This window comes from Pseudomonas sp. WC2401 (genome assembly GCF_041200115.1).
Classification (GTDB): domain Bacteria; phylum Pseudomonadota; class Gammaproteobacteria; order Pseudomonadales; family Pseudomonadaceae; genus Aquipseudomonas; species Aquipseudomonas fragi.
Window position 1 is genome coordinate 3,698,514 of sequence record NZ_CP165623.1, and the last position, 26,694, is coordinate 3,725,207.

Genomic DNA, 26,694 nt, shown 5'->3' on the forward strand with positions numbered 1-26,694 from the left:
TTGAGGAATTGATCATGAGCCTTAAGGGCAAAACTGCATTGGTTACCGGTTCTACCAGCGGCATCGGCCTGGGCATCGCACTGAGCCTGGCCAAGGCCGGAGCCGACCTGATTCTCAACGGCTTTGGCGATCCGGGCAAAGTGATTGCCGAGGTCGAACAGTTTGGCGTAAAGGTTGGCCACCACCCGGCAGATGTCAGCGACCCGGCGCAGATCGCCGACATGATCAATTATGCCGAACGCGAATTTGGCGGCATCGATATCCTGGTCAACAACGCAGGCATCCAGCATGTGGCCAGCGTCGAGGAGTTCCCGGTAGAGCGTTGGGACTCGATCATCGCCATCAACCTGTCCAGTGTGTTCCACAGCACCCGCCTCAGCCTGCCCGGCATGCGCAAGCGCGGCTGGGGGCGTATCGTCAATATTGCCTCGGTGCACGGGCTGGTGGGCTCGGTCGGCAAGGCCGCCTATGTTGCCGCCAAGCACGGGGTGATCGGCCTGACCAAAGTGGTGGGCCTGGAAACCGCCACCAGCAATATCACCTGCAACGCCATCTGCCCGGGCTGGGTCCTGACGCCGCTGGTGCAAAAACAGATTGATCAACGTATCAGCCAGGGCATTGACCCCTATCAGGCGCAGCACGACCTGCTGGCAGAAAAACAGCCTTCGCTGGAATTCGTCACCCCGCCGCAACTGGGCGAACTTGTGTTGTTTTTATGCAGCGAAGCCGGCAGCCAGGTGCGTGGCGCAGCATGGAATGTCGACGGCGGCTGGCTGGCGCAATAAATACGCACATTACTGCATGGCTAACAGGCAAAAATGCACACCAACCCTGCACTTATCAGGGTTGTAATGGGCAAATTTGCACTGTTAGCATCGGTTATCGTTCGCCCGTGAACACCCACTAAAAATAATATAAAGCAGGGAGTTAGTGATGACTGCTCAGGTTTCATCCTCACCGACACCGGAAGTCGCGCCGCTTCCAGACACGATTCTGGCCGAGGTCCGCAACCATATTGGCCACCTGACCCTGAACCGCCCCGGCGGCCTCAACGCGATCAATCTTGAAATGGTGCGCGGCCTGCAACAGCAGCTGGATGCCTGGGCCACTGACCCGCAAATCAAGGCCGTTGTACTGCGTGGCGCAGGCGAGAAAGCCTTTTGCGCAGGCGGTGATATCCGCTCGCTGTACGACAGCTATCAAAACAACGACACCCTGCACAGCCAGTTCTTTGAAGAGGAATATGCCCTCGACCTGACCCTGCACCGCTACCCCAAACCCGTCGTCGCCTTGATGGACGGCTTCGTTCTCGGCGGCGGCATGGGCCTGGTACAGGGCGCGGATCTGCGCCTGGTCACCGAGCGCAGCAAACTGGCGATGCCAGAAGTGGGTATCGGTTATTTTCCTGACGTTGGCGGCAGCTACTTCCTGACCCGCACCCCAGGTCAGCTGGGCACCTACCTGGGCGTCAGCGGCGTGCAAATCCGCGCCGCCGATGCGTTGTACTGCGGGCTGGCAGACGGCTATCTGGAAAGCAGCGCACTGCCTGAACTGGACAAGGGCCTGGACAGCCTCAACTGGCAAAAGTCCCCTATTGATGACCTGACTGCACTGGTCGCCCGTTTCGCAGTAACCGTACTGCCCGACCCGCCGCTGGCCAGGCTGCGCCCGCTTATTGACAGCGTTTTCGCCCAGGCTGATGTACCGCGCATTGTCGCCCATCTGCGCGCAGTCATCGCCCCGGAAACCCGCGAATGGGCCAATCAAACCGCCGACCTGCTGCAAACCCGCTCCCCGCTGGCGATGGCCGTGACCCTTGAAATGCTGCGCCGTGGCCGAGAACTGCCCCTTGAGCAATGCTTCGCCCTGGAGCTGCATCTTGACCGTCAGTGGTTTGATCGTGGCGACCTTATGGAAGGTGTGCGCGCATTGCTCATCGACAAGGACAAGAACCCGCGCTGGAACCCGCCAACCCTTGAGGCGCTGGACAGCGCCCATGTGGCCAGCTTCTTTACCGAATTCAACGCCAAGGGAGCCTGAGCCATGCAAGATATCGAACTGAGCGAAGAGCAAGTGATGATCCGCGACATGGCCCGCGACTTTGCCCGGCGTGAAATCGCCCCCCATGCCCAGGCGTGGGAAAAGGCCGGCTGGATCGACGACGCGCTGGTGGCCAAGCTTGGCGAACTGGGCCTGCTGGGCATGGTGGTGCCGGAGGAATGGGGCGGCACCTATGTTGATTACGTCGCCTACGCCCTGGCGGTGGAAGAAATCTCCGCGGGCGATGCCGCGACCGGCGCCCTGATGAGCATTCACAACTCGGTGGGCTGCGGGCCGATACTGAAGTACGGCAGCGAGGAACAAAAACAGACCTGGCTGGCGGAGCTGGCAAGCGGCCAGACCATCGCCTGCTTCTGTCTGACCGAGCCCCAGGCGGGCTCAGAAGCCCATAACCTGCGTACCCGCGCAGAGCTGCGTGATGGCCAATGGGTGATCAACGGCGCCAAGCAATTTGTCAGCAACGGCAAACGTGCCAAGTTGGCGATCGTGTTTGCAGTGACCGACCCTGACCTGGGCAAAAAAGGCATTTCGGCGTTTTTGGTGCCTACGGCAACACCCGGTTTTATCGTCGACCGTACCGAGCACAAAATGGGCATCCGTGCTTCGGACACCTGTGCCGTGACCCTGAGCAACTGCAGCGTGCCCGAGGCGAATATGCTCGGCGAGCGCGGCAAGGGACTGGCCATCGCCCTGGCCAACCTCGAAGGAGGCCGTATCGGCATTGGCGCCCAGGCACTGGGCATCGCCCGTGCGGCCTTCGAAGCAGCACTGGGCTACGCCCGTGACCGGGTGCAATTTGACAAGGCCATCATCGAACACCAGAGCGTGGCCAATATGCTGGCCGACATGCAGACCCGCATCAACGCGGCGCGGCTGCTGATCCTGCATGCCGCGCGCCTGCGCAGCGCGGGCAAACCCTGCCTGTCAGAAGCCTCACAAGCCAAACTGTTTGCTTCGGAAATGGCTGAGTACGTGTGTTCCAAAGCCATCCAGATCCACGGCGGCTATGGCTACCTGGAGGACTACCCGGTGGAGCGTTACTACCGCGATGCGCGGATTACCCAGATTTATGAAGGGTCGAGCGAGATTCAGCGCATGGTGATTGCGCGGGAGTTGAAGAACTATCTGATTTGAGTGGTGCTACAAGAGCCCCTCACCCCAACCCTCTCCCAAAGGGAGAGGGAGCCGATCTGCGGTTAAGCACAAATCTGCTTTTAGTCCCCTCTCCCTCCGGGAGAGGGCTAGGGTGAGGGGCCTTTGATTTTTAGCGGTTTTTAAAATCAGCCTCTCGCTTTTCTACAAACGCCGCCATCCCTTCCTTCTGGTCCTGTGTGGCGAACAAGGCATGGAATACCCGACGCTCGAAACGCACACCTTCCGCCAGATTGACTTCAAAGGCACGGTTGACGCATTCCTTGGTTTGCATCAGCACCGGCAGGGATTTTTTGGCGATGGTCGCCGCCACTTTAAGCGCTTCGTCGAGCAGTTCATCCACCGCCACCACACGGGCCACCAGCCCCGAACGCTCCGCTTCTTCAGCCCCCATCAAACGCCCGCTCAGGCACATTTCCATGGCCTTGGCCTTGCCCACTGCACGGGTCAGACGCTGTGTGCCGCCCATGCCCGGCAACACCCCCAGGTTGATTTCAGGCTGGCCGAATTTGGCATTGTCACCGGCCAGGATAAAGTCGCACATCATCGCCAGTTCACAACCGCCACCCAGGGCAAAACCTGCCACCGCAGCGATGATCGGCTTGCGTCGGGCCGCCACGCGGTCGCTGTCCGAGAACAGGTCGTCGAGGTAGATTTGCGGGTAGCTCAGGTCAGCCATTTCCTTGATGTCCGCACCGGCGGCAAAGGATTTTTTCGAGCCGGTAATGACAATGCAGCCAATCCCGTGATCGGCTTCGAGCGTGTCCAGCGCGTGGTTCACTTCGCGAATCAGTTGCGCATTCAGGGCATTGAGCGCCTGGGGCCGGTTCAGGGTAATCAGGCCCACCTGGCCATGAATGTCCAACAGAATGGTTTCGTAGCTCATCGCTAATGTCCTCAAGTCAAAGATTGCGCGAAATAACCATGCGCTGAATATCGCTGGTGCCTTCATAGATCTGGCACACCCGCACATCGCGGTAGATCCGTTCCAGCGGGAAGTCGCTCAAGTAGCCATAACCGCCCAGGGTTTGCAACGCTTTGGAGCACACGCGCTCGGCCATTTCCGAAGCAAACAGCTTGGCTTGCGAGGCCTCGACCAGGGCCGACTGGCCGCTGTCACGCAGTGCGGCGGCGTAGTGCACCATCTGCCGGGCGACGGCGATTTCCGTCGACATGTCGGCCAGGCGAAACGCCACGGCCTGATGTTCAACCAATGGCTGGCCAAAGGTCACACGTTCGCGGGCGTAGTCGCGGGCCGCTTCAAAGGCTGCACGGGCCATGCCTACGGCCTGCGCGGCAATGCCAATGCGCCCGCCTTCGAGGTTGCCCAGAGCGATCTTGTAGCCCTGCCCCTCCTCGCCCAGGCGGTTGGCCACAGGCACCTTCAGGTCAGTAAACAGGATCTGGCAGGTGTCCGAGGCATGTTGCCCCAGCTTGTCTTCGACCCGCGCCACGCTGTAACCCGGCGCGTCCGTGGGCACGATAAACGCGCTGATGCCGCGCTTGCCCGCGGCCGGGTCCGTGACTGCAAACACAATCACCACCCCGGCGTTTTGCCCGGAGGTGATGAACTGCTTGCAGCCATTGAGAATGTAATGATCGCCCTCACGGCGGGCCCGGGTTTTCAGGTCACTGGCATCGGAACCGGCCTGGGGTTCGGTCAATGCAAACGCGCCGAGCATCGCACCGCTGGCCAGCGCTGGCAGGAACTGCTGTTTCTGCACCTCGCTGCCGTACTTGAGAATCGGCACGCACCCCACCGAGTTATGCACGCTCATGATCGTGGAACACGAGCCGTCACCGGCAGCGATTTCTTCAAGGGCCATGGCATAGGCCTGATAGCCCGTGTCGCAACCACCCCACTGTTCAGGCACCAGCATGCCGAAAAAGCCCAGTTGCGCCATTTCGTCAATCGCTTCGCGGGGGAAACGATGCTGCTTGTCCCACTCGGCGGCAAAGGGCTTCAGGCGTTCCTGGGCAAACTGTCGTGCTGCTTCGCGTATTTGTAATTGTTCTGCTGTAGGCAGCATACGAAATCCTTAATACAGACATTCCACGGCAATGGCCGTGGCTTCACCGCCGCCGATGCAGATGGCTGCAACGCCGCGCGTAGCCTTTTGCTGACGCAAGGCCGAGAGCAAAGTCACCAGTATCCGTGCGCCCGATGCACCGATCGGATGCCCCAGCGCACAGGCGCCGCCGTAGATATTGACCTTGCTGTGAGGAATCTCCAGCGCGCTCATGGTCACCAGGCTGACGACCGCAAACGCCTCGTTGATCTCGAACAGATCGACCGTTCCCAGATCCCAGCCAGTCTTGCTCATCAGGCGTTTGATGGCACCCACCGGCGCTGTCGGGAACAGCCCCGGCTCATCGGCAAACGCGGCGTGACCGTGGATCACCGCCAGGGGCTTGAGGCCGCGTTTTTGCGCCTCGCTGCGACGCATCAGTACCAGTGCCGCTGCACCGTCGGAAATCGAACTGGAGTTGGCCGCCGTCACCGTACCGCCCTCGCGGAACGCCGGTTTCAGGGTCGGGATTTTTGCCAGATTGGCCTTGGGCGGCTGCTCGTCTTCGTTGATGAGGCGTTGCTCCTTGCCCACCGTGACCTGCACCGGGACGATCTCGGCGCTGAAGCTGCCGTCCTTGATCGCCTGCTGCGCACGGGTCAGCGAAGCCACGGCAAACGCATCCTGCGCTTCACGGGTAAAGCCGTGGCTCTGGGCGCAGTCTTCAGCAAAAGTACCCATCAGGCGGCCACGGTCGTAGGCGTCTTCCAGGCCGTCGAGGAACATGTGATCCAGCACCCGGCCATGGCCCATGCGGTAACCGCTGCGGGCGCGGTCGAGCAGATACGGCGCGTTGGACATGCTCTCCATGCCCCCCGCCACCACTACATCGGCGCTGCCGGCCAGCAGCCGGTCGTGCCCCAGAATCGTGGCTTCCATGCCCGAGCCGCACATCTTGTTCAGCGTGGTGCAACGGGTGCCCTTGTCCAGCCCGGCACCCAGGGCAGCCTGACGCGCAGGTGCCTGGCCGAGGCCGGCCGACAGCACGCAGCCAAACAGCACCTCTTCCACACCATTGTCGGCAACACCCGCGCGCTCAACCGCAGCGCGGATCGCCGCAGCACCCAGTTGCGGCGCGGTCAGGCCCTTGAAGTCGCCTTGAAAGCCGCCCATGGGCGTGCGCGCAGCACTTACGATTACAACCGGATCATTACTGATTGTCATTTCACACCTCTTATTTCGCGGCCATGCGCAAGGCGCCGTCGAGACGGATCACCTCGCCATTGAGCATGCTGTTTTCAATGATGTGGCGCACCAGCGCGGCGTATTCGTCAGGCTTGCCCAGGCGCGGCGGAAATGGCACGCCAGCGGCCAGGGATTCGCGCACTTCTGGCGTCATGCCAGCCATCATCGGAGTTTCAAAAATACCCGGGGCGATGGTCATCACCCGAATCCCGAAGCGGGCCAGTTCACGGGCTGCAGGCAAGGTCAGGCTGGCGATTGCGCCCTTGGATGCAGCATAAGCGGCCTGACCGATCTGACCGTCGAATGCGGCAACCGAAGCCGTATTGATGATCACCCCACGCTCGCCTTCGGCATCGGCAGTGGCTTCGGCGATCGCCGCGGCAGCCAGACGCAACATGTTGAAGCTGCCAATCAGGTTGACGTTGATCACCTGGCTGAACGTCTCCAGCCCATGCGGGCCGTTTTTGCCGAGGATCTTCTCACCGCGCACAATCCCGGCACAGTTGACCAGCCCGTTGACCGTACCAAAGGCGGCCACTGTAGCGGCCACGGCCGCCTGGGCGGCGTCTGCCTGGCTGATGTCGGCCACAGCGCTGCGCGCCTGGTCGCCCAGCTTCAGGGCCTGGGCGGCCACTGCTTCGGCGTTCAGGTCCACGAGCATCACTTTGGCACCGGCCTTGACCAGCATCTGCGCCGTAGCGGCACCCAGCCCCGATGCACCACCGGTAACGATAAAAACCTTGTTTTCGATTTGCATGATGATTCCTGACAGTTAGGCGCTGACGCTGGCACTTGCGGCCAGTTCAGCCTTGGCGATTTCCTGGTTGCGCAAAATAAAGCGCTGCAGCTTGCCGCTTGGTGTTTTCGGCAGCTCGCTGACAAATTCAATTTCACGGGGATAAGCGTGTGCCGCCAGCCGTTGGCGCACATGCAGGCGCAGGGTTTCGGCCAGTTGCGCGTCACCCAGATACTGGGGGTTCAACACCACAAAGGCCTTGACCAGCTCGGTGCGCTCGCGGTCGGGCTTGCCCACCACGGCGGCTTCAACCACAGCGGGGTGCTCGATCAGCGCGCTCTCCACGTCGAATGGGCCCACGCGGTAACCGGAGGTGGTGATCACGTCATCGCTGCGCCCGACAAAACTGATGCTGCCGTCCGGGTTCAGCTCCACGGTGTCACCGCTCAAGTAATAATTGCCAACAAATGCTTTGGTCGGGAAACCTTCGTAACCGCCAAACCAGCACATCGGCGACTGGCTGCGATCCACCGCCAGGATGCCCGGCTGGCCCACGGGCAGTTCCTGGTGGTTGTCATCGAGCACCACGATGCGGTGCCCCGGCGAGGCGAAGCCGGCAGCGCCCATATGCACCGTATGCTTGAGGCCGTGGTGGTTGCACAGCACCATGCCGACTTCGGTCTGGCCATAGTGGTCATGGATGGTGACGCCAAGCTCATCGGCAAACCAGCGGATCACTTCGGGGTTGAGCGGCTCACCGGCGCTGCTGACTACGCGCAACTGGCCCTTGATCTTGCTCGAGAAGGCGTCACCGGCGGCAATCAGCATGCGGTACGCAGTGGGTGAGCCGGTGAGGTTGGTGATGCCGAGCTTTTTGATCACCCGGCAAGTGCTCTCCACGGTAAACGGACCATCGTAAAAGGTGATCGGGTGGCCCATCGACAGTGGCCCGGTGATCCCGAAGTAAATGCCATAGGCCCAGCCCGGATCGGCCAGGTTCCAGAACGAATCCTCGGGGCGCAACCCCACAGCATCACGGGTGTAGCTCTGGAATGCGACAATGGCCTTGAGCGGCACCAACAGCGGCTTGGCCGGGCCGGTGGTGCCCGAGGTAAACATCAGCAGGAACGGGTCTTCGCCGCTCAGCATCACCGGTTCGCAGGTGGCCGGATAATTGTCCAGCTCTGCCCAGAAACTGAAGTCGCCACGTACCAGGCCCTGCCCCTTGGCGCCCGCCACCGTGACAATCGCCGGGCAGGCCATGACCTCGTTGAGCTTGGCGCGGTTGACCGCATCGGTGACTACCAGGGCGGCGCCGGAACTGTTGAGCCGATGCTCGATCGCCTTGGGACCAAATGCCGTGAACAACGGCTGGTAGATGGCGCCGATACGCCACGCGGCAAAGGCCACGATCAACAACTCGACATTACGCGGCAGCAGGCCCGCTACCTTGTCACCACGCTTTACGCCTTGGGCCAGCAAGAAATTGGCAAAGCGTGCGGCCTGCTCCTGCAACTGGGTGAAGGTGTACGTCGCGCTGCTGGCATCACGCCCCTCCCAGAACAACGCAATACGCCCCGGCAAGGCGTGACGGTCGCAGCACTCGACACAGGCATTGACGGCCGTCAAATGGCCGTCCAGGGCAGCGGTGACCGTGCGCTGGTAGTCAAAATCAGCCATCGAAGTCAGATAGTCGCGCATCAGCAGAATCCCTCGGTCTTTATTTTTAGGATGGGAACCGTGAAAAATCCTGTTGATAATCGCCCCGGCAAGGCTCTGCAACAATGGTCAAAACACTCAAGGTGGCTGACTGGTTTGGCCAATGGTTACGCGCTTCTTGTGCTTAAGAGAAGCGGATGGCATTCAGCCAGTCACTTATCTATATTTGAGCCTCATAAGGAGATGCCCGTGACCACTGACAACCGCCACAACAGAATCGACAACATCGAATTCAACGTCCATGACATCACACGCAGCAAAGCCTTTTATGGTGCCGTGTTTGGCTGGACCTTCACCGACTTTGGCCCCACCTACAGCGAGTTCAGCGATGGGCGCCTGAGCGGCGGCTTTACCACTGGCGAACCTGTACGCCCCGGTGGCCCGCTGATCATTCTGTACGCCGACGACCTGGCCCAGGCTCAGCAGGCCATCAGCGCTGCCGGAGGCCAGATCACCCGGCCTGAATTCAAGTTCCCGGGGGGCAGCCGCTTCCACTTCACCGACCTCGATGGCTACGAACTGGCCGTCTGGTCGCAGGCGTAACCCCCCCTCTTACCCCCTCCTCCTGGCTGCGGTAATGACCTGTTGCATTACCGCCACCCGCCGCCGCTTCGCAAAGGCCTCGCCTGTAAAAAAACCTGCACAACCTTGCGATCCGTCCTAATTGCCCTTGAGACACCACAGCCCTAGCGTTCCGATGGTCACCCTCTATCACATTGGATGTGGGTCTGATCAGACGAACAGCCGCAGATGGCGGTTAAAAAAAAATTGACCCGGAGTAGCTTCAAAGCTACATTTCTTATGATCGAGATAAGACACTATGTCAGCGAAACGGGTAACGACCACTACCAGCAATGGCTGGACCATCTAAAGGATCGAACAGCCAAGGCACGTATCACCGTCAGGGTTAACCGGCTTTCAGCGGGTGCTTTTGGTGATTGCAAACCCTTGTGCCGGGGCGTTTGGGAGTTACGTATCGATCACGGCCCGGGCTACCGGCTTTATTACGCTCAAGACGGTAAAAAGCTGGTGTTGTTGCTGTTGGGCGGCGACAAGCGCCAGCAGCAGGCTGATATCGAGAAAGCCGTGGGCTGCTGGAATGAGTATCAGAAGAGGAAGCCATGAACAGAACCAGAAATCACGACGAATCCGTTATCGAGATGATCCGCCAGGATCCCGAATTTGCCATTGAATACCTGCGCATCGCCATTGAAGAGCTCGATGAAGAAGGCGGCCAGGCCAGTTTTCTGACCGCGCTGCGCCATGTGGTCGAAGCACGGGGAGGCATGGCTCAAACAGCCGAAAAGGCCGGGCTGTCCCGCGAGAGCCTGTACCGCGCCCTTTCGCCCAAAGGCAACCCCACACTGCGCACCCTGCGCCAGGTGGTTCATGCCACCGGTATGACTTTTGCCTCACTGACCTGAGCCAACGAAAAAGCCCCGCAGGCGTTACACCTGCGGGGCTTTTGCTTGCAGCTTGCCGCTGGAAACCTAAGGCTTAGCGACCCATCGCGCGTGCCGCATCGGCGGTGTACTGATCAGCGGTAAACTTGCCCTCGTTGAGGATCGGGCCTTTCTTGGCTTCGTTGGTCATGCCGTAACCGGTGTATTGCCCCGAGTTCAAGTCCATGAAGAACTGCGAGCCGGCCTGCCAGCCACTCATGTCCGGGTGGTAGTAGTAGTTGATCATCGCGTGCTTCCACAACTGCCCACGGGCGTCGTAGTTGTCCGCCAGTACCGAGTTCCAGGTGTCTTCGTCGAGGAACAACACACGCTTGCCGTATACATGGCGGTAGCCTTCCTTGAGGTCGGCTTCAACCACCCACACCCGGCGCAGCTCGTAACGCATCAAGTCCGGATTGGGATGGTTGGGCGTCAGCATGTCGGCGTATTTCACCGTACCCGCGTTGGGCTTGTAGGCGTTGGCCGGGATGTAGATTTCCCGCTTGCCCAGCAGCTTCCAGTTGTAGCGCTCCGGTGAGCCGTTGTACAAACGGTCTTCGTCCACGGTCATGGTGCCGTTGGTGCCGATCATCGGCTGGTCATAGCCGTAACCCGGCAACAGCCGGACACGGCGGGTCGAAGGGCTGTAGCTCCAGGCCTGACGCGGGTCGGTGGCGAAGTTGTAGGGTTCGTGGGAGATGCTCAGTGTGCCATTGTCCCGGGTCGGCTTGAGGGTCATGTTGTTGCTCATGGCCTGCAGCTTGTCTTCAGTCCTGGGCTCTACTGTTGGCGAGTTGGCCATAGCCAGGTTGCGGGCATAAGCGCGCCCCCAGCCAATACTGCCGTTGGGCAGCACGGAGGCCAGGTCACTGGTTTTTTCTTCGGTCCAGGCACGGGCCGGGAGCTGGTGGTTCCACAGGGCTTCCATGCCATTTTTCGGAATCGGGAACGGTACCTGGCCCAAGCCTTCAAAGCCCATGCCGTCATTGACCAGCTTGGCATTCAAGGCGTTGCTCATGACCCGCTTGCACACATAATCCGGGTAGCGGTAATCGCGGTGGCCGGGGTAGATGTTCATCTTGTAGGTGGTAGGGTAGCGCTTGAGCAGGGCCTTCTGGCCCTCGGTCAGCTTGTCTTCGTACTGGGCCATGTTTTGCGCAGTAATCACCAGGATCGGCTTCTCGGCGGCGTAGGGATCCACCGGCTGGTCACCGGAAAATTTTACATGGTTCCAGCCCGGCACTTCCCCCAGGTACTTGCCGGTATACGGCGGGATGGTCCCTGCCGCGTTACCCGCCTGCTCGGCCCCGACACAGGTCAGTTCCTTGCCCAACTTGGCCGCTTCTGCGGGCGATACCTGGGCGGTTGCCGTACCGATGGCGGCCACGTTGACGGCCATGGCGGCTGCGAGCATTACGCCTGTTCTTGTTATTTTCATGTATTGCCTCCTACGCGAATAAGGCTTGCTGGGGGTATGCACCCATTCTTCGCCAATCAGCAGCGAGTACATCGTCCACTAAGACTATTCAGGCCGTTACAAGCAGCTCTTTGAGCACACTTTTGAGTGTCTTGCCCGAGGCATTGCGGGCAAACGGTGTGTGCTGGACATGAATCTGCGCCGGCACCTTGAAGCTCGCCAGGCGCTGCGCAATAAAGCTGCGCACCGTGTCGCCATCCGGGGTTGACGCCGGCTCGCCACGCACCACCAAAAACACCACTTCTCCCAGTACATCGTCGGGTACGGCAAAAGCCGCGGCTTCAATCACACCGGGCATTTCACAGGCACAGGACTCGACCTCGGCAGCGGCAATCTTCTCGCCGCCGCGATTGATCAGGTCCTTGGCCCGGTCGGTGATGTAGAGGAAGCCCTCCTCGTCCAGCAGGCCGATATCACCGGTGTCCAGCCAGCCCTGTTGCAGAGTCTGGGCGCTGGCCTCGGGCAGGTTCCAGTAAGCGTTCATCAGGGTCGGCGAACGGACCCAGATCAGCCCGCTGACACCGCTGGGCAACGGCCGCTCGGGGCTGTCGCCAATGCGCACATCGACAATGGGCAGCGGCCAGCCCGCCGACGCCGGTTTGTAGACAAACTGGTCGCCGCCGATCGCAGCACAAATGCCATTGCTTTCGGTCAGGCCGTAGCCGCTGCCGCCGATGGCTTCAGGCTTGCGCTGGGTCAGGTGGGCCAGCAGGCTGCTGGACGGGGCCGCACCGCCCAGGCCCAGACCGAACAGGCTGGCCGTGTCGGGGCTACCAAAGCGCGGTGAGGTCAGCAGTTGCTGCATCATGACCGGCGCCCCGTTGAACTGGGTGCAGTGCTCATCGCGGATCAGGTCAAAGGCTTTTTCCACATCCCACTTGTACATCAGCAACAATCGCCGGCCGCTGCGCAAGGCCAGTAAAAACTGCGCATGCAGGCCACTGACGTGGAACAGCGGCACGGCCATCAAGGTGGTGGGGGCATAGCCGCTGTTGATCACCACGCTGATGCGCTCCGGCGAACTCAACGCACAGAACGCGCCCTGAAACTCCAGCGCCACCAGCGCCTGGCACACCGCACCGTGGGTGGACAGCACACCCTTGGCCAGGCTCGTGGTGCCAGAGGTGTAGAGGATCATGGCCGGGTCCTGGGCCGTGACGGGCTGCACCGGCACATTCAGCGTCGGTGCCGCCAGCAGGTCTTCGAGGCGCTGGCAGTGTTCCTCCAGCAGCACGCCGTCGTCCAGGCCCACCACAAGGGTTGCCAGTCCTTGCGTACGCAGGTCGTCAGCCAACAGTTGCAAGCGCGGCGGGTCGCACAGCAACAGGTGCGCGCCACTGTCCTGCAAGCCGTGGAACAACTCGTCACGCAGCCCCCAACTGTTGAGCGGCACACACACCGCACCACAGCGCTGGATAGCGGCAAACGCGACCAACCATGCTGGTTGATTGCGCATGGCAATTGCCACACGATCGCCCTTGCGCACGCCGAAGCGCTGCACCAGTTGCCCGCCCAGGCGGTCCACCTGATCGAAGAACTGGGCGAAGGTCAGGCGCTGCTGCTCCCACACCAGAAATTCACGATCACCGTGTACGCGGCCACTGTCGATCGCGGCCCAGACGCTGGCTGCACTGTGGCGAAAATACTTCACCCCGCCATCCGCTGGCGTCAGTACTTCAAAAGGCGAGCCGGCACCAATCAACTGCTGCCAGGCGCTCTGCCATTGCTCAAGTTTCATTTTGTTATTCTCCTGACTCGAACAGTTCGCTACAGGCTCAAGCGTGCGCCAGCTCCAGAGCTGCATAGCGCTCGCAGTGAAAATCGGCATCGCCCAGGCAGGCCTGGGCCACGCGGATGCGCTTGAGAAACAACCCCACATCCAGCTCGTCGGTCACGCCGATGCCGCCGTGCATCTGTACCGCCTCATTGACCACCTTGAGTGCCATCTGCCCCGCTTTCCACTTGGCCAGGCTGGCCAGGCGCTGACGCTCACCCTCGCTCAGGCTGATGGCGTCCAGTGCGTCCAGCCCGGCCATCACCGCGCTGCGCGCCAGTGCCAGTTCCACATACAGTTGTGCCGCACGGTGTTGCAGCGCCTGGAAGGTGCCAATCGCCACATCGAACTGGACACGGGTCTTGAGGTAGTCGAGGGTCATGTCGAAGAGTTTTTCGGACATGCCCAGCATCTCGGCCGCCAGGCATACGCGGCCACGGTCCAGGGCTCTGTTGAGCGCTGGCAAGGCCGACCCGGCGGCGCCGAGCAAGGCATCAGCCCCGACCTGTACCTGATGCAGGTGCAAGCGCGCATGGTTGCGTGAGTCAATCAGCGGCAACGGGTTGACGGTCAGGCCCGGGGCAGCTGCCGGCACCAGGAACAGGCTGATCCCCGACGTGCCGGTCTGTGCCGCTACCAGATAAGCGTCGGCGCCCACACCGTCGATGACGAAATATTTATCCCCGCTCAGGCTGTAGCCGCCGCCATTGGCCACGGCTTGCATCGCCACTTTTGTCGGGTTGTGCCGGGGCTGTTCGTCCAGCGCCAGCGCTACACGCCGCTCACCGCTGATAATCGCCGACAGCCAGCGGTCCTGCTGCTGCGCATTGCCTTGCAGGTGCAGCAGCGTACCGCTGAGTACCACGCTGGAAAGCAGCGGCGTAGCGCTAAGGTTGCAACCGATGGATTGAAAAATCGGCCCCAGGCCCTTGCAGCCGAAATCCAGACCACCGAGGTTCTCGGGAAAAGGAATCGCGCTCCAGCCCAGTGCCACGGCGTCTTGCCACAGTTGCGGGTCAAAGCCGCCCGCCAGGGCCTCATCGCGCAAGGCGCGCTGGCGCGATACCGGGCTGCGCGCGGCAAGGAACTCACGGGCACTGTCGGCCAGCATGCGTTGATCTTCGTTGTAAAGCAGGTTCATGGTGAGTTTCCTTACTTCACGTCAGGCAGGCCCAGGACCCGCTTGGCAATAACGTTGAGCTGCACTTCCGACGAGCCGCCAGAGATGGTCAGGGCAAAGCTGTTCAGCCAGCCACGGGTGATGGCCTGTTCCTGGGTTGTGAAGGTGCCCTGGTCCCAGCCGAGCGCGTGATAGCCCATGACATCCAGCAGCACCTCGAACTTGTCACGTTCCTGTTCGGTGTGGACCAGTTTCATGATCGCCATCAACCCGCTGACGTCCTGCCCGGCGCGGGCTTCTTCAGCCATGCGCTGTACGGTCAGGTTGTAGCTGTGCTCGTTCATCGCCGTGGCCACTGCCCGCGCCATCAGTGCTGACTCGCTTTGCCCCGAAGGGTCGGGCAAGTACTGGCTGACCAGAGGCAGCAGATGAAAGTGAGTGGGCAAGCTGAACTCGCCAAACTTGGACATGGCCTTGCGTTCGTGCTGCAACAGCCGCTTGGCCAGGTTCCAGCCACCGTGCAGCGGCCCGATCAGTTGGCTTTTCGGCACTTTGACGGCGTCGAAAAAGACCTGGCAAAACGCCGACTTGCCGCTGATCAAATCAATCGGCGCGACGCTGACACCCGGGCTTTGCATATCCAGCACGATCAGGCTGATGCCCGCATGCTTGCCGGCTGCTGGGTCGGTGCGTACCAAGGCATACATCCAGTCCGACTTGTCGCCGTAGGAGGTCCAGATTTTGCTGCCATCGACCACAAAGTGGTCGCCGGCATCCCGGGCCGAAGTTTTCAGGCTGGCCAGGTCAGAGCCGGCATTGGGCTCGGAGAAGCCCTGGCACCAACGCACCTCGCCGCGGGTCATGGGGGTGAGCAGCTGTTTTTTCTGTGCTTCGGTGCCGAATTCCAGCAGCACCGGGCCCAGCATCCAGATACCCAGGTTGATCTGTGGCGGGCGGCACTTGAGGCGGCGCAGCTCGCTCTCGAGCACTGCGTTGTATTCGTCACTGAGCCCTGCGCCGCCGTATTCGACCGGCCATTCGGGGCAGAACCAGCCTTTGTCGCGCATGCGCTCGAACCACACTTGCGCGTCTGCACTGGGGAACTCCATCTCGCGGGCGCCCCAGACCATCTCGCCTTCCGGGATGGCCTTGCGCTGCGAGGGCGGGCAGTTGGCCTCAAGCCAACTGCGGGTTTGTTCTCTGAACTGGTCAATCGTGCTCATGGTTGTTCACCTTTCGGTTCTTGTAGCCGCTGACGAGGTACGAGGCTGCGCCGGTGATCTGAAGGGCCTGCGCCCCTTGTCGCAGCCTCGTACCTCGTCAGCGGCTACAGGCTTTCGGCAATGTTTAACGCTGGGTACGCGGCATGCCCAAACCGAACTGGGCAATCAGCTCGCGCTGGATTTCATTGGTGCCACCGCCAAAGGTCAGGGTCACCGAAGCACGCACTTCGTACTCCAGGTCGCCATGCAACAGGGACGCGGCAGAACCACTGCGCACCAGACCATTGGCACCGACGATATTGCTCAGCGTGCGCAAGATTTCGATCCCCGATTCCGAGCCGTAGACTTTGGTGGTCGAGGCCAGTGCCACGTCCATGCGCTCGCGCTCAAGGTCGGCAGCAATGCGCAGGTTAATCAGGCGCATGGCCTCCAGCCGGGCATAACACTGGGCCAGCCCTGCACGCACCCAGGCCTTGTCTGTCGCCCGCACGCCGTTTTCATCCGCCGCCCTGGCCCACGCCAGCACCCGGCCAAACAGCCCCACGACCTTGTCCGACCAGGCCCCCAGGCCCAGCCGTTCATGGTTGAGCTGCGCGGTGATCAGCTTCCAGCCACCGTTCAGCTCGCCTACCAGCATGTCTTTGGGTACCCGTACGTTGTCGTAAAAGGTGGCCGTCGTCGGGTTGCTGGTGGTGGGGATCACCGTGGCCGAGAAACCCTCGGCCTGCGTATCGAGAATCAGGATCGACACCCCTTTGTGCCGTGGCCGCTCGGGGTCGGTACGCGCCGCCAGCCAGATGTAATCCGCCGACTCCGCGCCCGAGGTCCAGAGCTTGGCGCCGTTGACCACAAACGTGTCACCCTCAAGCCGTGCCGCGGTCTTGAGCACCGCCAGGTCACTGCCAGCATCCGGCTCGGAGTAGCCGATGGCGAAGATGATTTCCCCTGCGGCGATACCCGGCAAGAACCTGGCCTTTTGCAGTTCGGTACCGTGGGCCATCAACGCCGGCCCCACCGTGCTGATGGTCACGAACGGCAACGGCGCACCGGCAATATTGGCCTCTTCAAAAAAAATGAACTGCTCGGTGGGGCCGTAGCCCTGGCCACCGTGTTCCTTGGGCCAACCCACGGCCAGCCAGCCGTCGCGCCCCATCTGGCGGATGGTGTCGCGGTACAGTTCGCCGCCCTCTTTGCCGCGCAATTGCTCACGCAGCTGCGGGGTCATCAGGTTCTGGAAGTAGTCCCGCACCTTCAGGCGCAGGGCGTGTTGTTCGGGCGTGAGGTCGACGTACATTCAGGCTGCTCCCAAAATCAGGCCGCTGGTAGGCACGCCGGTACCGGCAGTGACCAATACGTTTTCTACATGGTCGACCTGGTTGACCGCGCTGCCGCGTACCTGGCGCACCGCTTCAGCCACGCCGTTCATGCCGTGGATATAGGCCTCGCCCAATTGCCCGCCGTGGGTATTGATCGGGAACTTGCCGCCACGCGCATGGTGCCCGGCGCGGATAAATTCCTTGGCTTCGCCGCGTTCGCACAGGCCGAACTCTTCGAGTTGCGGCAGCACGAACGGAGTGAAGTGGTCGTAGATCACTGCCGTTTGCAGCGCATCAGGGCCAAGGCCCGACTGGCGATACAGCTCTTTGGCGACCACACCCATTTCCGGCAGCCCGGTAATGTCATCGCGATAGAAGGAGGTCATGATCTGCTGGCCTGAGGTGATCCCCTGCGAGCCGGCCTTGATCATCACCGGCTTCTGGCGCAGGTCCTTGGCCCGCTCGGCCGAGGTAATCACCATCGCCACCGCGCCATCGGATTCCTGGCAGCAATCGAGCAGGTGCAGCGGCTCGCAGATCCAGCGCGAGGCCTGGTGCTCTTCGAGGGTGATCGGTTTGCCATAGAAAAACGCCGCCGGGTTGGTGGCGGCAAAATCGCGCACGGCGACCGCCACGCGACCGAAGTCTTGCGAGGTGGCACCGTAGGTGTGCATGTAGCGCTGGGCAAACATCCCGACCCAGGATGCCGGGGTGTGCAGGCCGTGGGGCATGTACCAGCCGTAGTTGACGTTCTCGAAGATCGGCGTCGACGCAAAGCCGTAGCTGCCACTGCCAAAGCGATACCAGGAGCGTTCGTTCATGGCGCGGTACACCACCACCACTTTGGCCACGCCGGTGGCCACGGCCATGGCCGCGTGCATGATCGGCGCACAGGCCGCTCCCCCCCCGTGGGGAACCTGGGAGAAGAACTTGACGTCCTTGCAGCCCAGCAAGCGGGCGATTTCGTATTCCGGCACCTTGTCCACCGAGTACGAGCTGAAACCCTCGACCTCGCTGGGGTCGATACCGGCGTCCTGCAGGGCTGCCAGGGTCGCTTCCAGCGCCAGGCGCAGCTCGGTGCGCCCGGAGTTTTTCGAGAATTCGGTTGCGCCCAGGCCAACAATGGCTGCGCGGCCCGAGAGTGACGATTGCGTCATGTGCGTTGTCTCCCGCGATCAGGGCAGAACCAGCGCGACCGTACCGGTCACGTGGTTGCCCATGGAATTTTTGCCGCTGAGGGTGATTTCCACCGTGCGGGTGGCCGCGTCATGGCCGGTTACCGCGCCATTGAAGGTCATGCTGTCACCGGGGTAATTCGGCGCACCGAGCTTGATTTTCAGCGCGCTAAAACGTGCCTCGGGCCCCGCCCAGCTTTCGACATAACGCTGCACCAGGCCGTTGGTGGTGAGGATATTCATAAAGATATGCGGCGATCCCAGGGCCTGGGCCGCATTGAGGTCATGGTGGCCGGGGAAGTAGTCACGGGTGGCAATCGCGCCGCCGGTGACCAATGCCACGGTGATCGGGATGGCCAGTTCCGGCAGGGTTTCGCCGGGGCGCACGTCGTCAAAGCGCTTGGTGTTCTGCAAGGTCATATTTCCATCCCAGCTTGTCGTTATGGCTCAGCCAGTCGCCGAGGCGTTCAAGGCATGCGGCCGACCCACCCAGGGCACAGCCCAGGGCGCGGCTCCAGTAGAGAAAGCGATGCATCGGGTAGGTCAGGTCGACGCCGATGCCGCCGTGCACATGCTGGGCGTTGTGCCCGATCAAGTGTCCGGCTTCGCAGGCTTGCCAGGCCGTGGCCAGGGCTTCGCTCGGTGCCGGCAGCCCGGCGTCGAGGCGGTAGCACAGCTGCCACAAGGTGCTGCGCAGGGCTTCGAGGGCGATATGGGCGTTGGCCATACTCATTTGCACCGCCTGAAAACTGCCGATGCTGCGTTCGAACTGGCGCCGCTCGGTGACGTACTCCACAGTGCGGCGGATCTGCTCGCTGCTCACCCCCAGTTGCAACGCTGCCAATGCCGCGATGGCACGCGGCTCAAGCCAGTCGAGGGCGGCGGCCGGGAGCAGGTGTTCGGCGCCAATCAGCAGGCCGTCGATATGCAGGTCGGCTATCGCTTCGCCGTGGGTCATGCGCCCGGCGACAGGCTTGATCGCCGTGTTGGCCAGTTCGATCAGCGCCAGCCGCGGCTGACCCTCGACACTCACCAGCAGCAACGCCGCCTGTGATTGCTCGGCCAGCGCCAGTGCGCCCACCTGACCGTCGATGCGCCAGCCACCGTCAGCCGCTCGAGCGTGCAAGCGCATACCCTGGGCGGTATGCAAACCGCTCAGGTCAAGCGTCAGCAGCGCCCTGCCCGCCGCGGCTTCGACGGCCCACGACGACAAAGAGGCCTGGGCAAACTGCGCCAGGGTCGCGGCCGCCAACTGGTGACGCCACAACGGCACTTGCCCCAGGGCCCCGCCCTGCGCCTGCAACACCAGCATCAGCTCGGTCATCCCCAGCCCGCTGCCCCCCTGAGCTTCCGGGATGGCCAGGGCTTGCAGCCCGGTTTCCACGCACAGCTGCCACAGGGGCTGCATATAGGCCTGTTCGCAGGTGTCGAACTGGCGCAAACGGTCATCGGTGCAATAGTCGGCAAACACACTGCCGGCCATTTCTGCGATGGCGCGCTGGTCTTCGGTAAATTCGAAATCCATGCTGGCTCCCTTACTCGGCCACAGGCCGGAACATTGGCAACGTCAGCTCGCCGTCAAAGGTGTGAAATTCCAGTTGCAAGGGCTGACCGATGCGCAACTCGTCACGCGTTGCCCCCGCCAGACCGGCCACCAGCCGCACACCTTCCTCAAGCTCGATCAGGCCGATCGGGTTGGGGTGGTCGAACGGTGCGACTTCGGGGTAATGCATGATCACGAACGAATACAGGCTGGCGCGGCCGCTGGCCTGCACGCTGTCCCAGTCGAAGGAGTGGCACTCGATGCACACCGGCGCCGGAGGATGGCGCAGGGTCTGGCATTGGCTGCAGCGCTGAATCAGCAGCTTGCCCGCGTCGCAACCTTCCCAGAAAAACCGCGTGTCATCGCTCATGCCCGGCTTGGGGCGCTTGGCCGCAGGCGGGGCTTCGGCCTTGGCCGGCGCCGCTGCAACGGCATGATTATTGGCCGGGCGAAACTTGAACACGCGAAACAGCAACTGGCCCACGGCCTCGTCACCCGCTTTGTGTTCAACGAAGTAATCCATCACCAGGGTGACAAAAAAACCGGTGCCCAGGCCGGTGGTTTTCTCATCCCCCACCGACTCCAGCCGGGTGGTGTAGTAGAGCTTTTCACCCGGGCGCAGATTGCGCTCGAAGGTCAGCTCGGAGTTGACCGCAACCACCGACGGGTAGCCGTAGGACTCGATCAGCTTGAGCACTTCATAGGGGTTTTCGCGGGTCGAACCCGGGGCGTAGTTGTTCTGGTGAAAACCTTCCATGCACCACACCTGCAGCATTGCAGGCGGTGCCACCAGGCCGTCGTGGACGCTGCTGGCGGCAACCGCCGGGTCGCTGTAGAGCGGGTTGTCCACACCCATGATCTCGCACCATTGGCGGATCATCGGGGCGTTGACTTCGTCCCAGGCGTAGACGCGACCATATTCACGCCCCACCAGGGCGCGCACGTCGGTTAGCAATTGAGAATCAGCCAAGTTCGTCTCCTGCGTGTCAAGGGCAGCGACCCGGTGGTCGCCGCTGAAGGTCGTCAATGCGCGGCGCTGAGAAACGCCGGGCGCTCGCCGCCACCGTGCAACAACAAATTGCAGCCGCTGGCATAACCGGCCAAAGGCGAAGCGATAAACAGGCAGGCGTTGCCGATGTCCTCGGGCAGCGCCATGCGCCCGGCCGGGATCCCGGCGCTGACAGCGGCGATGCCCTGTTCGTCGCCGTAATGCAGGTGTGCCTGTTCGGTAAGCACCAGCCCCGGGCTGACCGCGACCACCCGCACTTTGGGCGCCCATTCCACGGCCAGCGATTGCACCAGGGCCAGCACCCCGGCCTTGGCTGCGCCATACGCCGCAGTGCCGGGCGATGCACGCAAGGCGCTGATACTGCCGATAAACACGATGCAGCCACCTTCGGCCTGTTGCTGCATCAGGGCATTGGCCTGCTGGGCAACATTGAGGGGGGCGATAAGATTGAGGCGGATGATGCCTTCATGAAAACGTGGCGATACGCTGCCCGCTTCGGCCGCAGGGCTGCCACCGGCATTGTTGACCACCACATCGAGGCGACCGAAATCGGCGCGAATGCCGTCGAACAGCGCCTTGAGCGAACCCCCGTCACGCACATCGCAGGCCATGAACACGGCCTGTGCCGAACCTGCGTGAGGCAACACCTCAGGCGCTGTCCTGGCGCAGACGATGACCTGCGCGCCGGCCTGTAGAAAGCTGCAGGCAATACCGGCACCGATGCCTTTGGTACCGCCGGTAACCAGCACCACCTTACCGCTGTAGTCCAGCCCTGAGAGTTGGCCCATGACGTGCTCCTGTTCTACTGATGGAGCCACTCTAGGGGCAATCGGTGGGCTGCTCGTCGTCTGAACGGACGATGAACCACACTCGGCCGGGCGCAACAATCCAGCGCACGCTGTGGTGACAGCCCCCGTTAATGAGGAAGCCCATGTCAGACCCATCTGCCGCGCCGGTATTGCTTGAATTTCCGACCCCGGGCGTGGCCCTGCTGCGCCTTAACCGACCCCAGGCCACCAACGCCCTGAGCCTTGAATTGCAGGCGCTGTTATCACACTACTTCACGCAACTGGCGGCAGACCCTGATGTGCGCTGCATTCTGCTGACCGGCGGTGACACGGTGTTTGCAGCAGGTGGCGATATCAACAGCATGGCGGGGGTTGGCCCCATCGATATTTACCAGCGCCATACCGAGCGGGTCTGGGCGCCGATCCAGCATTGCCCCAAACCGGTGATTGCGGCGGTGTGCGGCTACGCCTACGGCGGTGGCTGCGAGCTGGCCATGCTGGCGGACATTATTGTGGCCGGGCGCAGCGCCAGGTTTTGCCAGCCTGAAATACGCATCGGCATCATGCCGGGCATCGGCGGCACCCAGCGCCTGGTGCGGGCGGTGGGCAAGGCCAAGGCCATGCGCATGGCCCTGACCGGGCAGCCGATCAGCGCTGAAGAAGCCTGGGTAGCAGGGTTGGTCAGCAACCTGGTGGACGATGATCAGGTGCAGGCTTACGCCCTGGAGATGGCGCAAGTGATCGCGGCCATGCCGCCATTGGCGGCCGAGCAAATCAAGGAAGTGATACTGGCGGGCGTGGACGGGCCGCTGGAGACCGGCCTGGCCCTTGAGCGCAAAGCCAATGCACTGCTGTTTGCCTCCCGGGATCAGAAGGAAGGGATGCAGGCGTTTATCGAAAAACGTGCGGCGCGGTTTGAGGGTAACTGAGCCTCTTAAAGCAAAAGCGCCCTCACCCTGGCCCTCTCCCTTAGGGAGAGGGGACTGATCGGGGGATGCTGTAGATTTTTGCCGGGCTGAAGGTATTGCACTGAATCCAAGAACGACTCACCCCGCCTGCCCTTCGAAACCACTCTGTTCAGCATCAACCCTGGCATCAACGCCCACGCGGCACTGCTTCAGGATACGCAGCCTCGCTACGCTCTTCAGCGACTACAGGAAAACCGTTGAGTCGAGTACATATCCAGCATTATTGTCCAACTGAAATTATGGTTTCGCCATTGCGGCGAGTCCCTGAGTGAGGGGCATTCGCGTTGTCTGGACAATCGCATGGCAACAGCAAAAGCAAAAATCTCAAATAACGCCAACCCCCCTGTGGGAGCGGGCTTGCCCGCGATGGCAGCACTTTGGTCATCCAGGTAGAACGAGGTGCCTGCATCGCGGGCAAGCCCGGCTCCCACAGAGAACATATGTCGGTCGCCAATCCCGCATTCAAACAGGCCGGCCGGTCGGCCGCCTCAGGGGCTTTTGATTTTGATTTACCCGCCCCATCGGGAGGCCGAGTGGAGGTTCTGCGCAGTGGGCCTCCCGGCATGGATTGCCGGGAGAGCCGCGATGGGCCATGGATGGCCCGTGGCGGCGTGCCCACGGAGCTAACCTGCACGAGGGAACCTGAGCGCAGCGAAGGCCGTACGCCAGGGGCAAGCCTTTTTGGTTACTTTTTCGGCGCCTGGAAAAAGTGACTCGCCGTAAGGGCGAAACCATAATTTCGGTTAGACACAAATTCTGGATATGTACCCGGTACACCCGTTAAAACCATCGAGTACATATCCACTCTATACGTCGCGGCACTCTGGGGTTCTGCCTTCACTCGGGCGCTGCTATGGGCATTCCCGTTGTTTGGATAATCGAGTGGCAAAAGCAAAATAATTAAACAACGAAAACTCTTGTGGGAGCGGGCTTGCCCGCGATGGCAGCACTTTGGTCATCCAGGTAGAACGAGGTGCCTGCATCGCGGGCAAGCCCGGCTCCCACAGAGAACATATGTCGGTCGCTAATCCCGCATTCAAACAGGCCGGCCGGTCGGCCGCCTCAGGGGCTTTTGATTTTGATCTATCCGTCCCATCGGGAGGCCGAGCAGAGCCGGAACAAGGAAACCTGAGCACAGCGAAGGCCGGACGCCAGGGGCAGGCCCATGGTTACTTTTTCGGCGTCTGGAAAAAGCGACTCGCCGTAAGGGCGAAACCATAATTTCAGTTAGACACAAATGCCGAATATATACGCAAGACAACAGTTAAACCCGGCGGCGGCCGCTTCGCGCAGGATCCCTATTTCCACCCCGCCCGCAACTCATTCTTCGCCACCTTGTTCGCCGCATTCACCGGCAGCGCCACATAGAAACGCACCAGCCGCGGCACCTTGTAGTTGGCCATGTGCTCACGCGCCCACTGGATCAACCCGGCTTCATCCAGCTGCCGGCCATGGCGCAACACCACACAGGCACAGCCCACCTCCCCCATGCGCTCATCGGGCACGCCAATCACCGCCACCTGGGCAATGGCCGGGTGCTCGATCAGGCCGGCTTCAATCTCCGCCGGGTAGCAGTTGAACCCGCCGACAATAAACATGTCCTTGAGCCGGTCAGTAATGCGCAGGTTACCCGCTGCGTCCTGCTCGCCAATATCGCCGGTATGCAGCCAACCCTCACTGTCGATGGTGTCGGCGGTGGCTTGCGGGTCTTCAAAATAACCCTGCATCACATGAAAACCGCGCAGGCAGATTTCCCCCGTGCTGCCCGCCGGCAAAGCCCGGTTCTGCGGGTCACGGATACTCACTTCGGTGCCCGGGATCGCCCGGCCACTGGTGCCGGCTATCACTGTCGCGCTGTCGCCGGGGTCGCAGATGGTTGCCAGGCCACCACACTCGGTCAGGCCATAGGCCGTGGTGACCACCGAAAAACCCAGCTCGCGGCGCATGCGCTCAATCAGGATCGGCGGGATGGTGGCCGCTCCGGTCACGGCAATGCGCAGGCTCGACAGGTCGGTTTCGGCCAGCTTGGGATGGGCCAGCATCGACAGGTACAGGGTCGGCGGTCCCGGCAACACGTTGATGCGCTCGGCGGCGATGCGCTGGAATACCGCTTCGGCATCGAACACCGGGTGCGGCAGGATCGTCGCGCCCGCCAACAGGCACGTCAGCCAGCCTGCCTTGTAGCCAAAGGCATGGAAAAACGGATTGATCACCAGATATCGATCACCGGCCTGCAAGCCAATCACCTTCGCATACTCGCCAAAGGCGCGGATAGTTTGCCCGTGGGCACTCATCACGCCTTTGGGCTTGCCGGTGGTGCCGGAGGTGAACAGCAAATCGCTGAGGTCTTCACCGCTGACACTGGCCGCACGCAAGAGCGCTGCCGCTTCGCTGGTGGCCGCGCCCAAGGACAAGAAGCCCTCCCAGTCCAGCCCCTTGGCGCTGGCCGACGGGGCTTCACCCAGCAGCACCAGGCACTCCAGGCTGGCCGGGCGATACGGTGCCAGCAAGGCGAGGTAATCTGTGCCCAAAAACATCGGCTGCACAAACAGCAAACGGCTGGCGCTGCGCTGCAGGATATCGGCCGCTTCGCCGCCTTTCATGCGGGTGTTGATCGGCACCATCACGGCGCCCGCACAATGGATGCCCAGTGCGGCGATGATCCAGTCGCGCCCGTTGGGTGCCCAGATCGCCACCCGGTCGCCCTTGCCAATGCCTTGGGCCATCAGGCTGCGGGTCACGGCCAGGGCCAGACGCGGCAGGTCGCTGTAATCGATGCACTCGCCGTGCTCTTCGATGGCCGTGCGCCCCGCATGTTGCTTTGAGGCGTTGAACAGCAGTTGCGGGATCGAGCGCGGCAGGTTCTGTTGCGGGCTGGAAGTCATCGGTCACTCGTCTGGCAAGTTATTCGGGAAAGCACACACGCAGGTGTTCGCTGCTGGGCACTGACTGGCATGCCAGCACCCAGCCGTCATTCAGTTCTTGTGAGTCCAGGGCATCGTTGCGCAGCATCTCGACACTGCCGCGCTCCAGCGTACACATGCAGGTGGCGCAGGAGCCCACCAGGCAGGAACTGGGCGGGTTGAGGCCCGCGCGCTGCATGGCGCCAAGCAGGGTTTCGCCCTCGGCGCAGGGCACTTCAAATTCTTCACCGTCCAGGCGCACCGACAGCTGACTGCCGATGACCTCGGTGTTGACCGGGGCCTGGGCCGCCACGCTGCCTTCTTCGGGCAGCGAGACAAAACGCTCGACATGAATGCGCCCGTGCTCCATGCCGATGTCGTGCAAGGCGCTGACGGCGGCGTCCATAAACGGCCCGGGGCCGCAGATAAACGCCTGGGCGTGCACAAAGGGCCGGGCCATTTGGGCCAGTTGCGCCACCGCCGGAATACCTTGTACCGAGTCCAGCCAGTGAATCACTTGCAGGCGCTCAGGGTAGGCGCTGGCCAGGGCCTTGAGTTCAGCGGCGAAGATCACCGAGGCCTCGTCGCGGTTGGCGTAGATCAGCAGGATCCGGCCCGTGCCGGCAATCAGCGCCGAGCGCAGGATCGACAGCACCGGCGTGACGCCGCTACCCCCGCCAAACAAGACAAAATCATCATCAAAATGCCGGGGCACGAACACCCCCGCCGGTGCCAGCACCTGCAGCTGATCGCCTTCGCTCAACTGCGTGCACAGCCAGTTGGAGGCGCGCCCGTCGCGCACTTGCTTGATGGTCACACGCAACGGTTCGTCTTGCAGCGGGGTGCTTGACAGTGAATAGCAGCGCGGTAACCAGCCGCCGTCAAACGGCACGCGCAGGGTCAAAAATTGCCCGGGCTTATAGGCAAACCGTTCGCGCAAGGCGAGGGGAACATCGAATACCAGCGATCTGGAGTCCGCTGTTTCAGTGACGATTTGCGCCACGCGCAGGGAGAAGTACGCAGGTTGGTTCATG

General features: G+C 61.9%; 24 protein-coding genes. 7 read left to right on the plus strand and 17 right to left on the minus strand.

The window, feature by feature from the left end:
- The first annotated feature begins 14 nt into the window (after window positions 1–14).
- From hbdH to AB3G35_RS16760, 3 genes are all read left to right on the plus strand, one after another.
- Window positions 15–785, plus strand: a complete 771-nt coding sequence (gene hbdH / locus AB3G35_RS16750) for a 3-hydroxybutyrate dehydrogenase (RefSeq protein ID WP_016781242.1) — start codon at window positions 15–17, stop codon at window positions 783–785.
- Window positions 786–933: 148 nt separating this feature from the next.
- Window positions 934–2,040, plus strand: a complete 1,107-nt coding sequence (locus AB3G35_RS16755; protein WP_016781243.1) for an enoyl-CoA hydratase/isomerase family protein — start codon at window positions 934–936, stop codon at window positions 2,038–2,040.
- Window positions 2,041–2,043: 3 nt separating this feature from the next.
- Entirely contained in the window at window positions 2,044–3,195 is a 1,152-nt protein-coding gene (locus tag AB3G35_RS16760; protein ID WP_134048753.1) for an acyl-CoA dehydrogenase family protein, read from the plus strand.
- A gap of 130 nt (window positions 3,196–3,325) precedes the next feature.
- Here AB3G35_RS16760 and AB3G35_RS16765 read toward each other — a convergent pair whose 3' ends face one another.
- Genes AB3G35_RS16765 through AB3G35_RS16785 form a run of 5 tightly spaced genes read right to left on the minus strand, consistent with a single transcriptional unit; the run spans window position 3,326 to window position 8,904 of the window.
- Complete coding sequence (locus AB3G35_RS16765; protein ID WP_086797506.1) at window positions 3,326–4,099, minus strand: enoyl-CoA hydratase; 774 nt, start codon at window positions 4,097–4,099, stop codon at window positions 3,326–3,328.
- Between the two features lie 16 nt (window positions 4,100–4,115).
- Window positions 4,116–5,243: an acyl-CoA dehydrogenase gene (locus tag AB3G35_RS16770; RefSeq protein ID WP_095041324.1), complete on the minus strand. Its 1,128-nt coding sequence runs from the start codon at window positions 5,241–5,243 to the stop codon at window positions 4,116–4,118.
- Between the two features lie 9 nt (window positions 5,244–5,252).
- Complete coding sequence (locus AB3G35_RS16775; protein WP_029611462.1) at window positions 5,253–6,446, minus strand: acetyl-CoA C-acyltransferase; 1,194 nt, start codon at window positions 6,444–6,446, stop codon at window positions 5,253–5,255.
- A 10-nt stretch (window positions 6,447–6,456) separates the two neighbouring features.
- The gene (locus tag AB3G35_RS16780) at window positions 6,457–7,224 is read right to left on the minus strand and encodes an SDR family NAD(P)-dependent oxidoreductase (RefSeq protein WP_086797508.1); all 768 of its coding nucleotides are present in this window, start codon (window positions 7,222–7,224) and stop codon (window positions 6,457–6,459) included.
- A 15-nt stretch (window positions 7,225–7,239) separates the two neighbouring features.
- The gene (locus AB3G35_RS16785) at window positions 7,240–8,904 is read right to left on the minus strand and encodes an AMP-binding protein (RefSeq protein ID WP_134048755.1); all 1,665 of its coding nucleotides are present in this window, start codon (window positions 8,902–8,904) and stop codon (window positions 7,240–7,242) included.
- 201 nt (window positions 8,905–9,105) lie between these two features.
- Between AB3G35_RS16785 and AB3G35_RS16790 the strand changes: the two genes are divergently transcribed.
- The 3 genes from AB3G35_RS16790 (at window position 9,106) to AB3G35_RS16800 (ending at window position 10,346) form a co-directional block, all read left to right on the plus strand.
- The gene (locus AB3G35_RS16790; RefSeq protein WP_081481044.1) at window positions 9,106–9,465 is read left to right on the plus strand and encodes a VOC family protein; all 360 of its coding nucleotides are present in this window, start codon (window positions 9,106–9,108) and stop codon (window positions 9,463–9,465) included.
- A gap of 207 nt (window positions 9,466–9,672) precedes the next feature.
- The gene (locus AB3G35_RS16795) at window positions 9,673–10,047 is read left to right on the plus strand and encodes a type II toxin-antitoxin system RelE/ParE family toxin (RefSeq protein ID WP_086797514.1); all 375 of its coding nucleotides are present in this window, start codon (window positions 9,673–9,675) and stop codon (window positions 10,045–10,047) included.
- Window positions 10,044–10,346 carry an addiction module antidote protein gene (locus tag AB3G35_RS16800; RefSeq protein ID WP_016781251.1) on the plus strand — a complete coding sequence of 101 codons (303 nt, stop codon included), beginning with the start codon at window positions 10,044–10,046 and terminating at the stop codon, window positions 10,344–10,346. Before AB3G35_RS16795 ends, AB3G35_RS16800 begins: the two co-directional genes overlap by 4 nt.
- 73 nt (window positions 10,347–10,419) lie before the next feature.
- On the opposite strand, the gene AB3G35_RS16805 is transcribed toward AB3G35_RS16800, so the two are convergent.
- The 10 genes from AB3G35_RS16805 to AB3G35_RS16850 form a co-directional block, all read right to left on the minus strand.
- On the minus strand, window positions 10,420–11,802 hold the full coding sequence (locus AB3G35_RS16805) for a DUF1329 domain-containing protein (RefSeq protein WP_231386501.1): 1,383 nt from the start codon (window positions 11,800–11,802) through the stop codon (window positions 10,420–10,422).
- An 88-nt stretch (window positions 11,803–11,890) separates the two neighbouring features.
- Window positions 11,891–13,579 (minus strand): class I adenylate-forming enzyme family protein, encoded by a 1,689-nt coding sequence (locus AB3G35_RS16810; protein ID WP_134048757.1) that lies wholly within the window; start codon window positions 13,577–13,579, stop codon window positions 11,891–11,893.
- 37 nt (window positions 13,580–13,616) lie between these two features.
- On the minus strand, window positions 13,617–14,756 hold the full coding sequence (locus AB3G35_RS16815; RefSeq protein WP_369781788.1) for an acyl-CoA dehydrogenase family protein: 1,140 nt from the start codon (window positions 14,754–14,756) through the stop codon (window positions 13,617–13,619).
- Between the two features lie 11 nt (window positions 14,757–14,767).
- Window positions 14,768–15,958, minus strand: coding sequence for an acyl-CoA dehydrogenase family protein (locus AB3G35_RS16820; RefSeq protein ID WP_086797522.1), 1,191 nt, complete (start codon window positions 15,956–15,958; stop codon window positions 14,768–14,770).
- A gap of 124 nt (window positions 15,959–16,082) precedes the next feature.
- Entirely contained in the window at window positions 16,083–17,252 is a 1,170-nt protein-coding gene (locus AB3G35_RS16825) for an acyl-CoA dehydrogenase family protein (protein ID WP_083369548.1), read from the minus strand.
- The gene (locus AB3G35_RS16830) at window positions 17,253–18,431 is read right to left on the minus strand and encodes a lipid-transfer protein (RefSeq protein ID WP_016781257.1); all 1,179 of its coding nucleotides are present in this window, start codon (window positions 18,429–18,431) and stop codon (window positions 17,253–17,255) included. It abuts the gene before it with no gap.
- Between the two features lie 18 nt (window positions 18,432–18,449).
- On the minus strand, window positions 18,450–18,869 hold the full coding sequence (locus AB3G35_RS16835) for a MaoC family dehydratase (RefSeq protein ID WP_016781258.1): 420 nt from the start codon (window positions 18,867–18,869) through the stop codon (window positions 18,450–18,452).
- The gene (locus AB3G35_RS16840; RefSeq protein ID WP_086797524.1) at window positions 18,841–19,974 is read right to left on the minus strand and encodes an acyl-CoA dehydrogenase family protein; all 1,134 of its coding nucleotides are present in this window, start codon (window positions 19,972–19,974) and stop codon (window positions 18,841–18,843) included. Before AB3G35_RS16840 ends, AB3G35_RS16835 begins: the two co-directional genes overlap by 29 nt.
- 10 nt (window positions 19,975–19,984) lie before the next feature.
- Window positions 19,985–20,962, minus strand: a complete 978-nt coding sequence (locus tag AB3G35_RS16845; protein ID WP_134048763.1) for a bifunctional MaoC family dehydratase N-terminal/OB-fold nucleic acid binding domain-containing protein — start codon at window positions 20,960–20,962, stop codon at window positions 19,985–19,987.
- A gap of 53 nt (window positions 20,963–21,015) precedes the next feature.
- The gene (locus tag AB3G35_RS16850) at window positions 21,016–21,789 is read right to left on the minus strand and encodes an SDR family oxidoreductase (protein WP_369781789.1); all 774 of its coding nucleotides are present in this window, start codon (window positions 21,787–21,789) and stop codon (window positions 21,016–21,018) included.
- Window positions 21,790–21,932: 143 nt separating this feature from the next.
- Here AB3G35_RS16850 and AB3G35_RS16855 point away from each other — a divergent pair, with 143 nt between their 5' ends.
- On the plus strand, window positions 21,933–22,718 hold the full coding sequence (locus AB3G35_RS16855; RefSeq protein WP_016781262.1) for an enoyl-CoA hydratase: 786 nt from the start codon (window positions 21,933–21,935) through the stop codon (window positions 22,716–22,718).
- Between the two features lie 1,337 nt (window positions 22,719–24,055).
- On the opposite strand, the gene AB3G35_RS16860 is transcribed toward AB3G35_RS16855, so the two are convergent.
- Entirely contained in the window at window positions 24,056–25,642 is a 1,587-nt protein-coding gene (locus AB3G35_RS16860) for a FadD3 family acyl-CoA ligase (protein ID WP_369781790.1), read from the minus strand.
- A 19-nt stretch (window positions 25,643–25,661) separates the two neighbouring features.
- Window positions 25,662–26,693: a 2Fe-2S iron-sulfur cluster-binding protein gene (locus AB3G35_RS16865; RefSeq protein ID WP_369781791.1), complete on the minus strand. Its 1,032-nt coding sequence runs from the start codon at window positions 26,691–26,693 to the stop codon at window positions 25,662–25,664.
- Window position 26,694 lies beyond the last annotated feature (1 nt).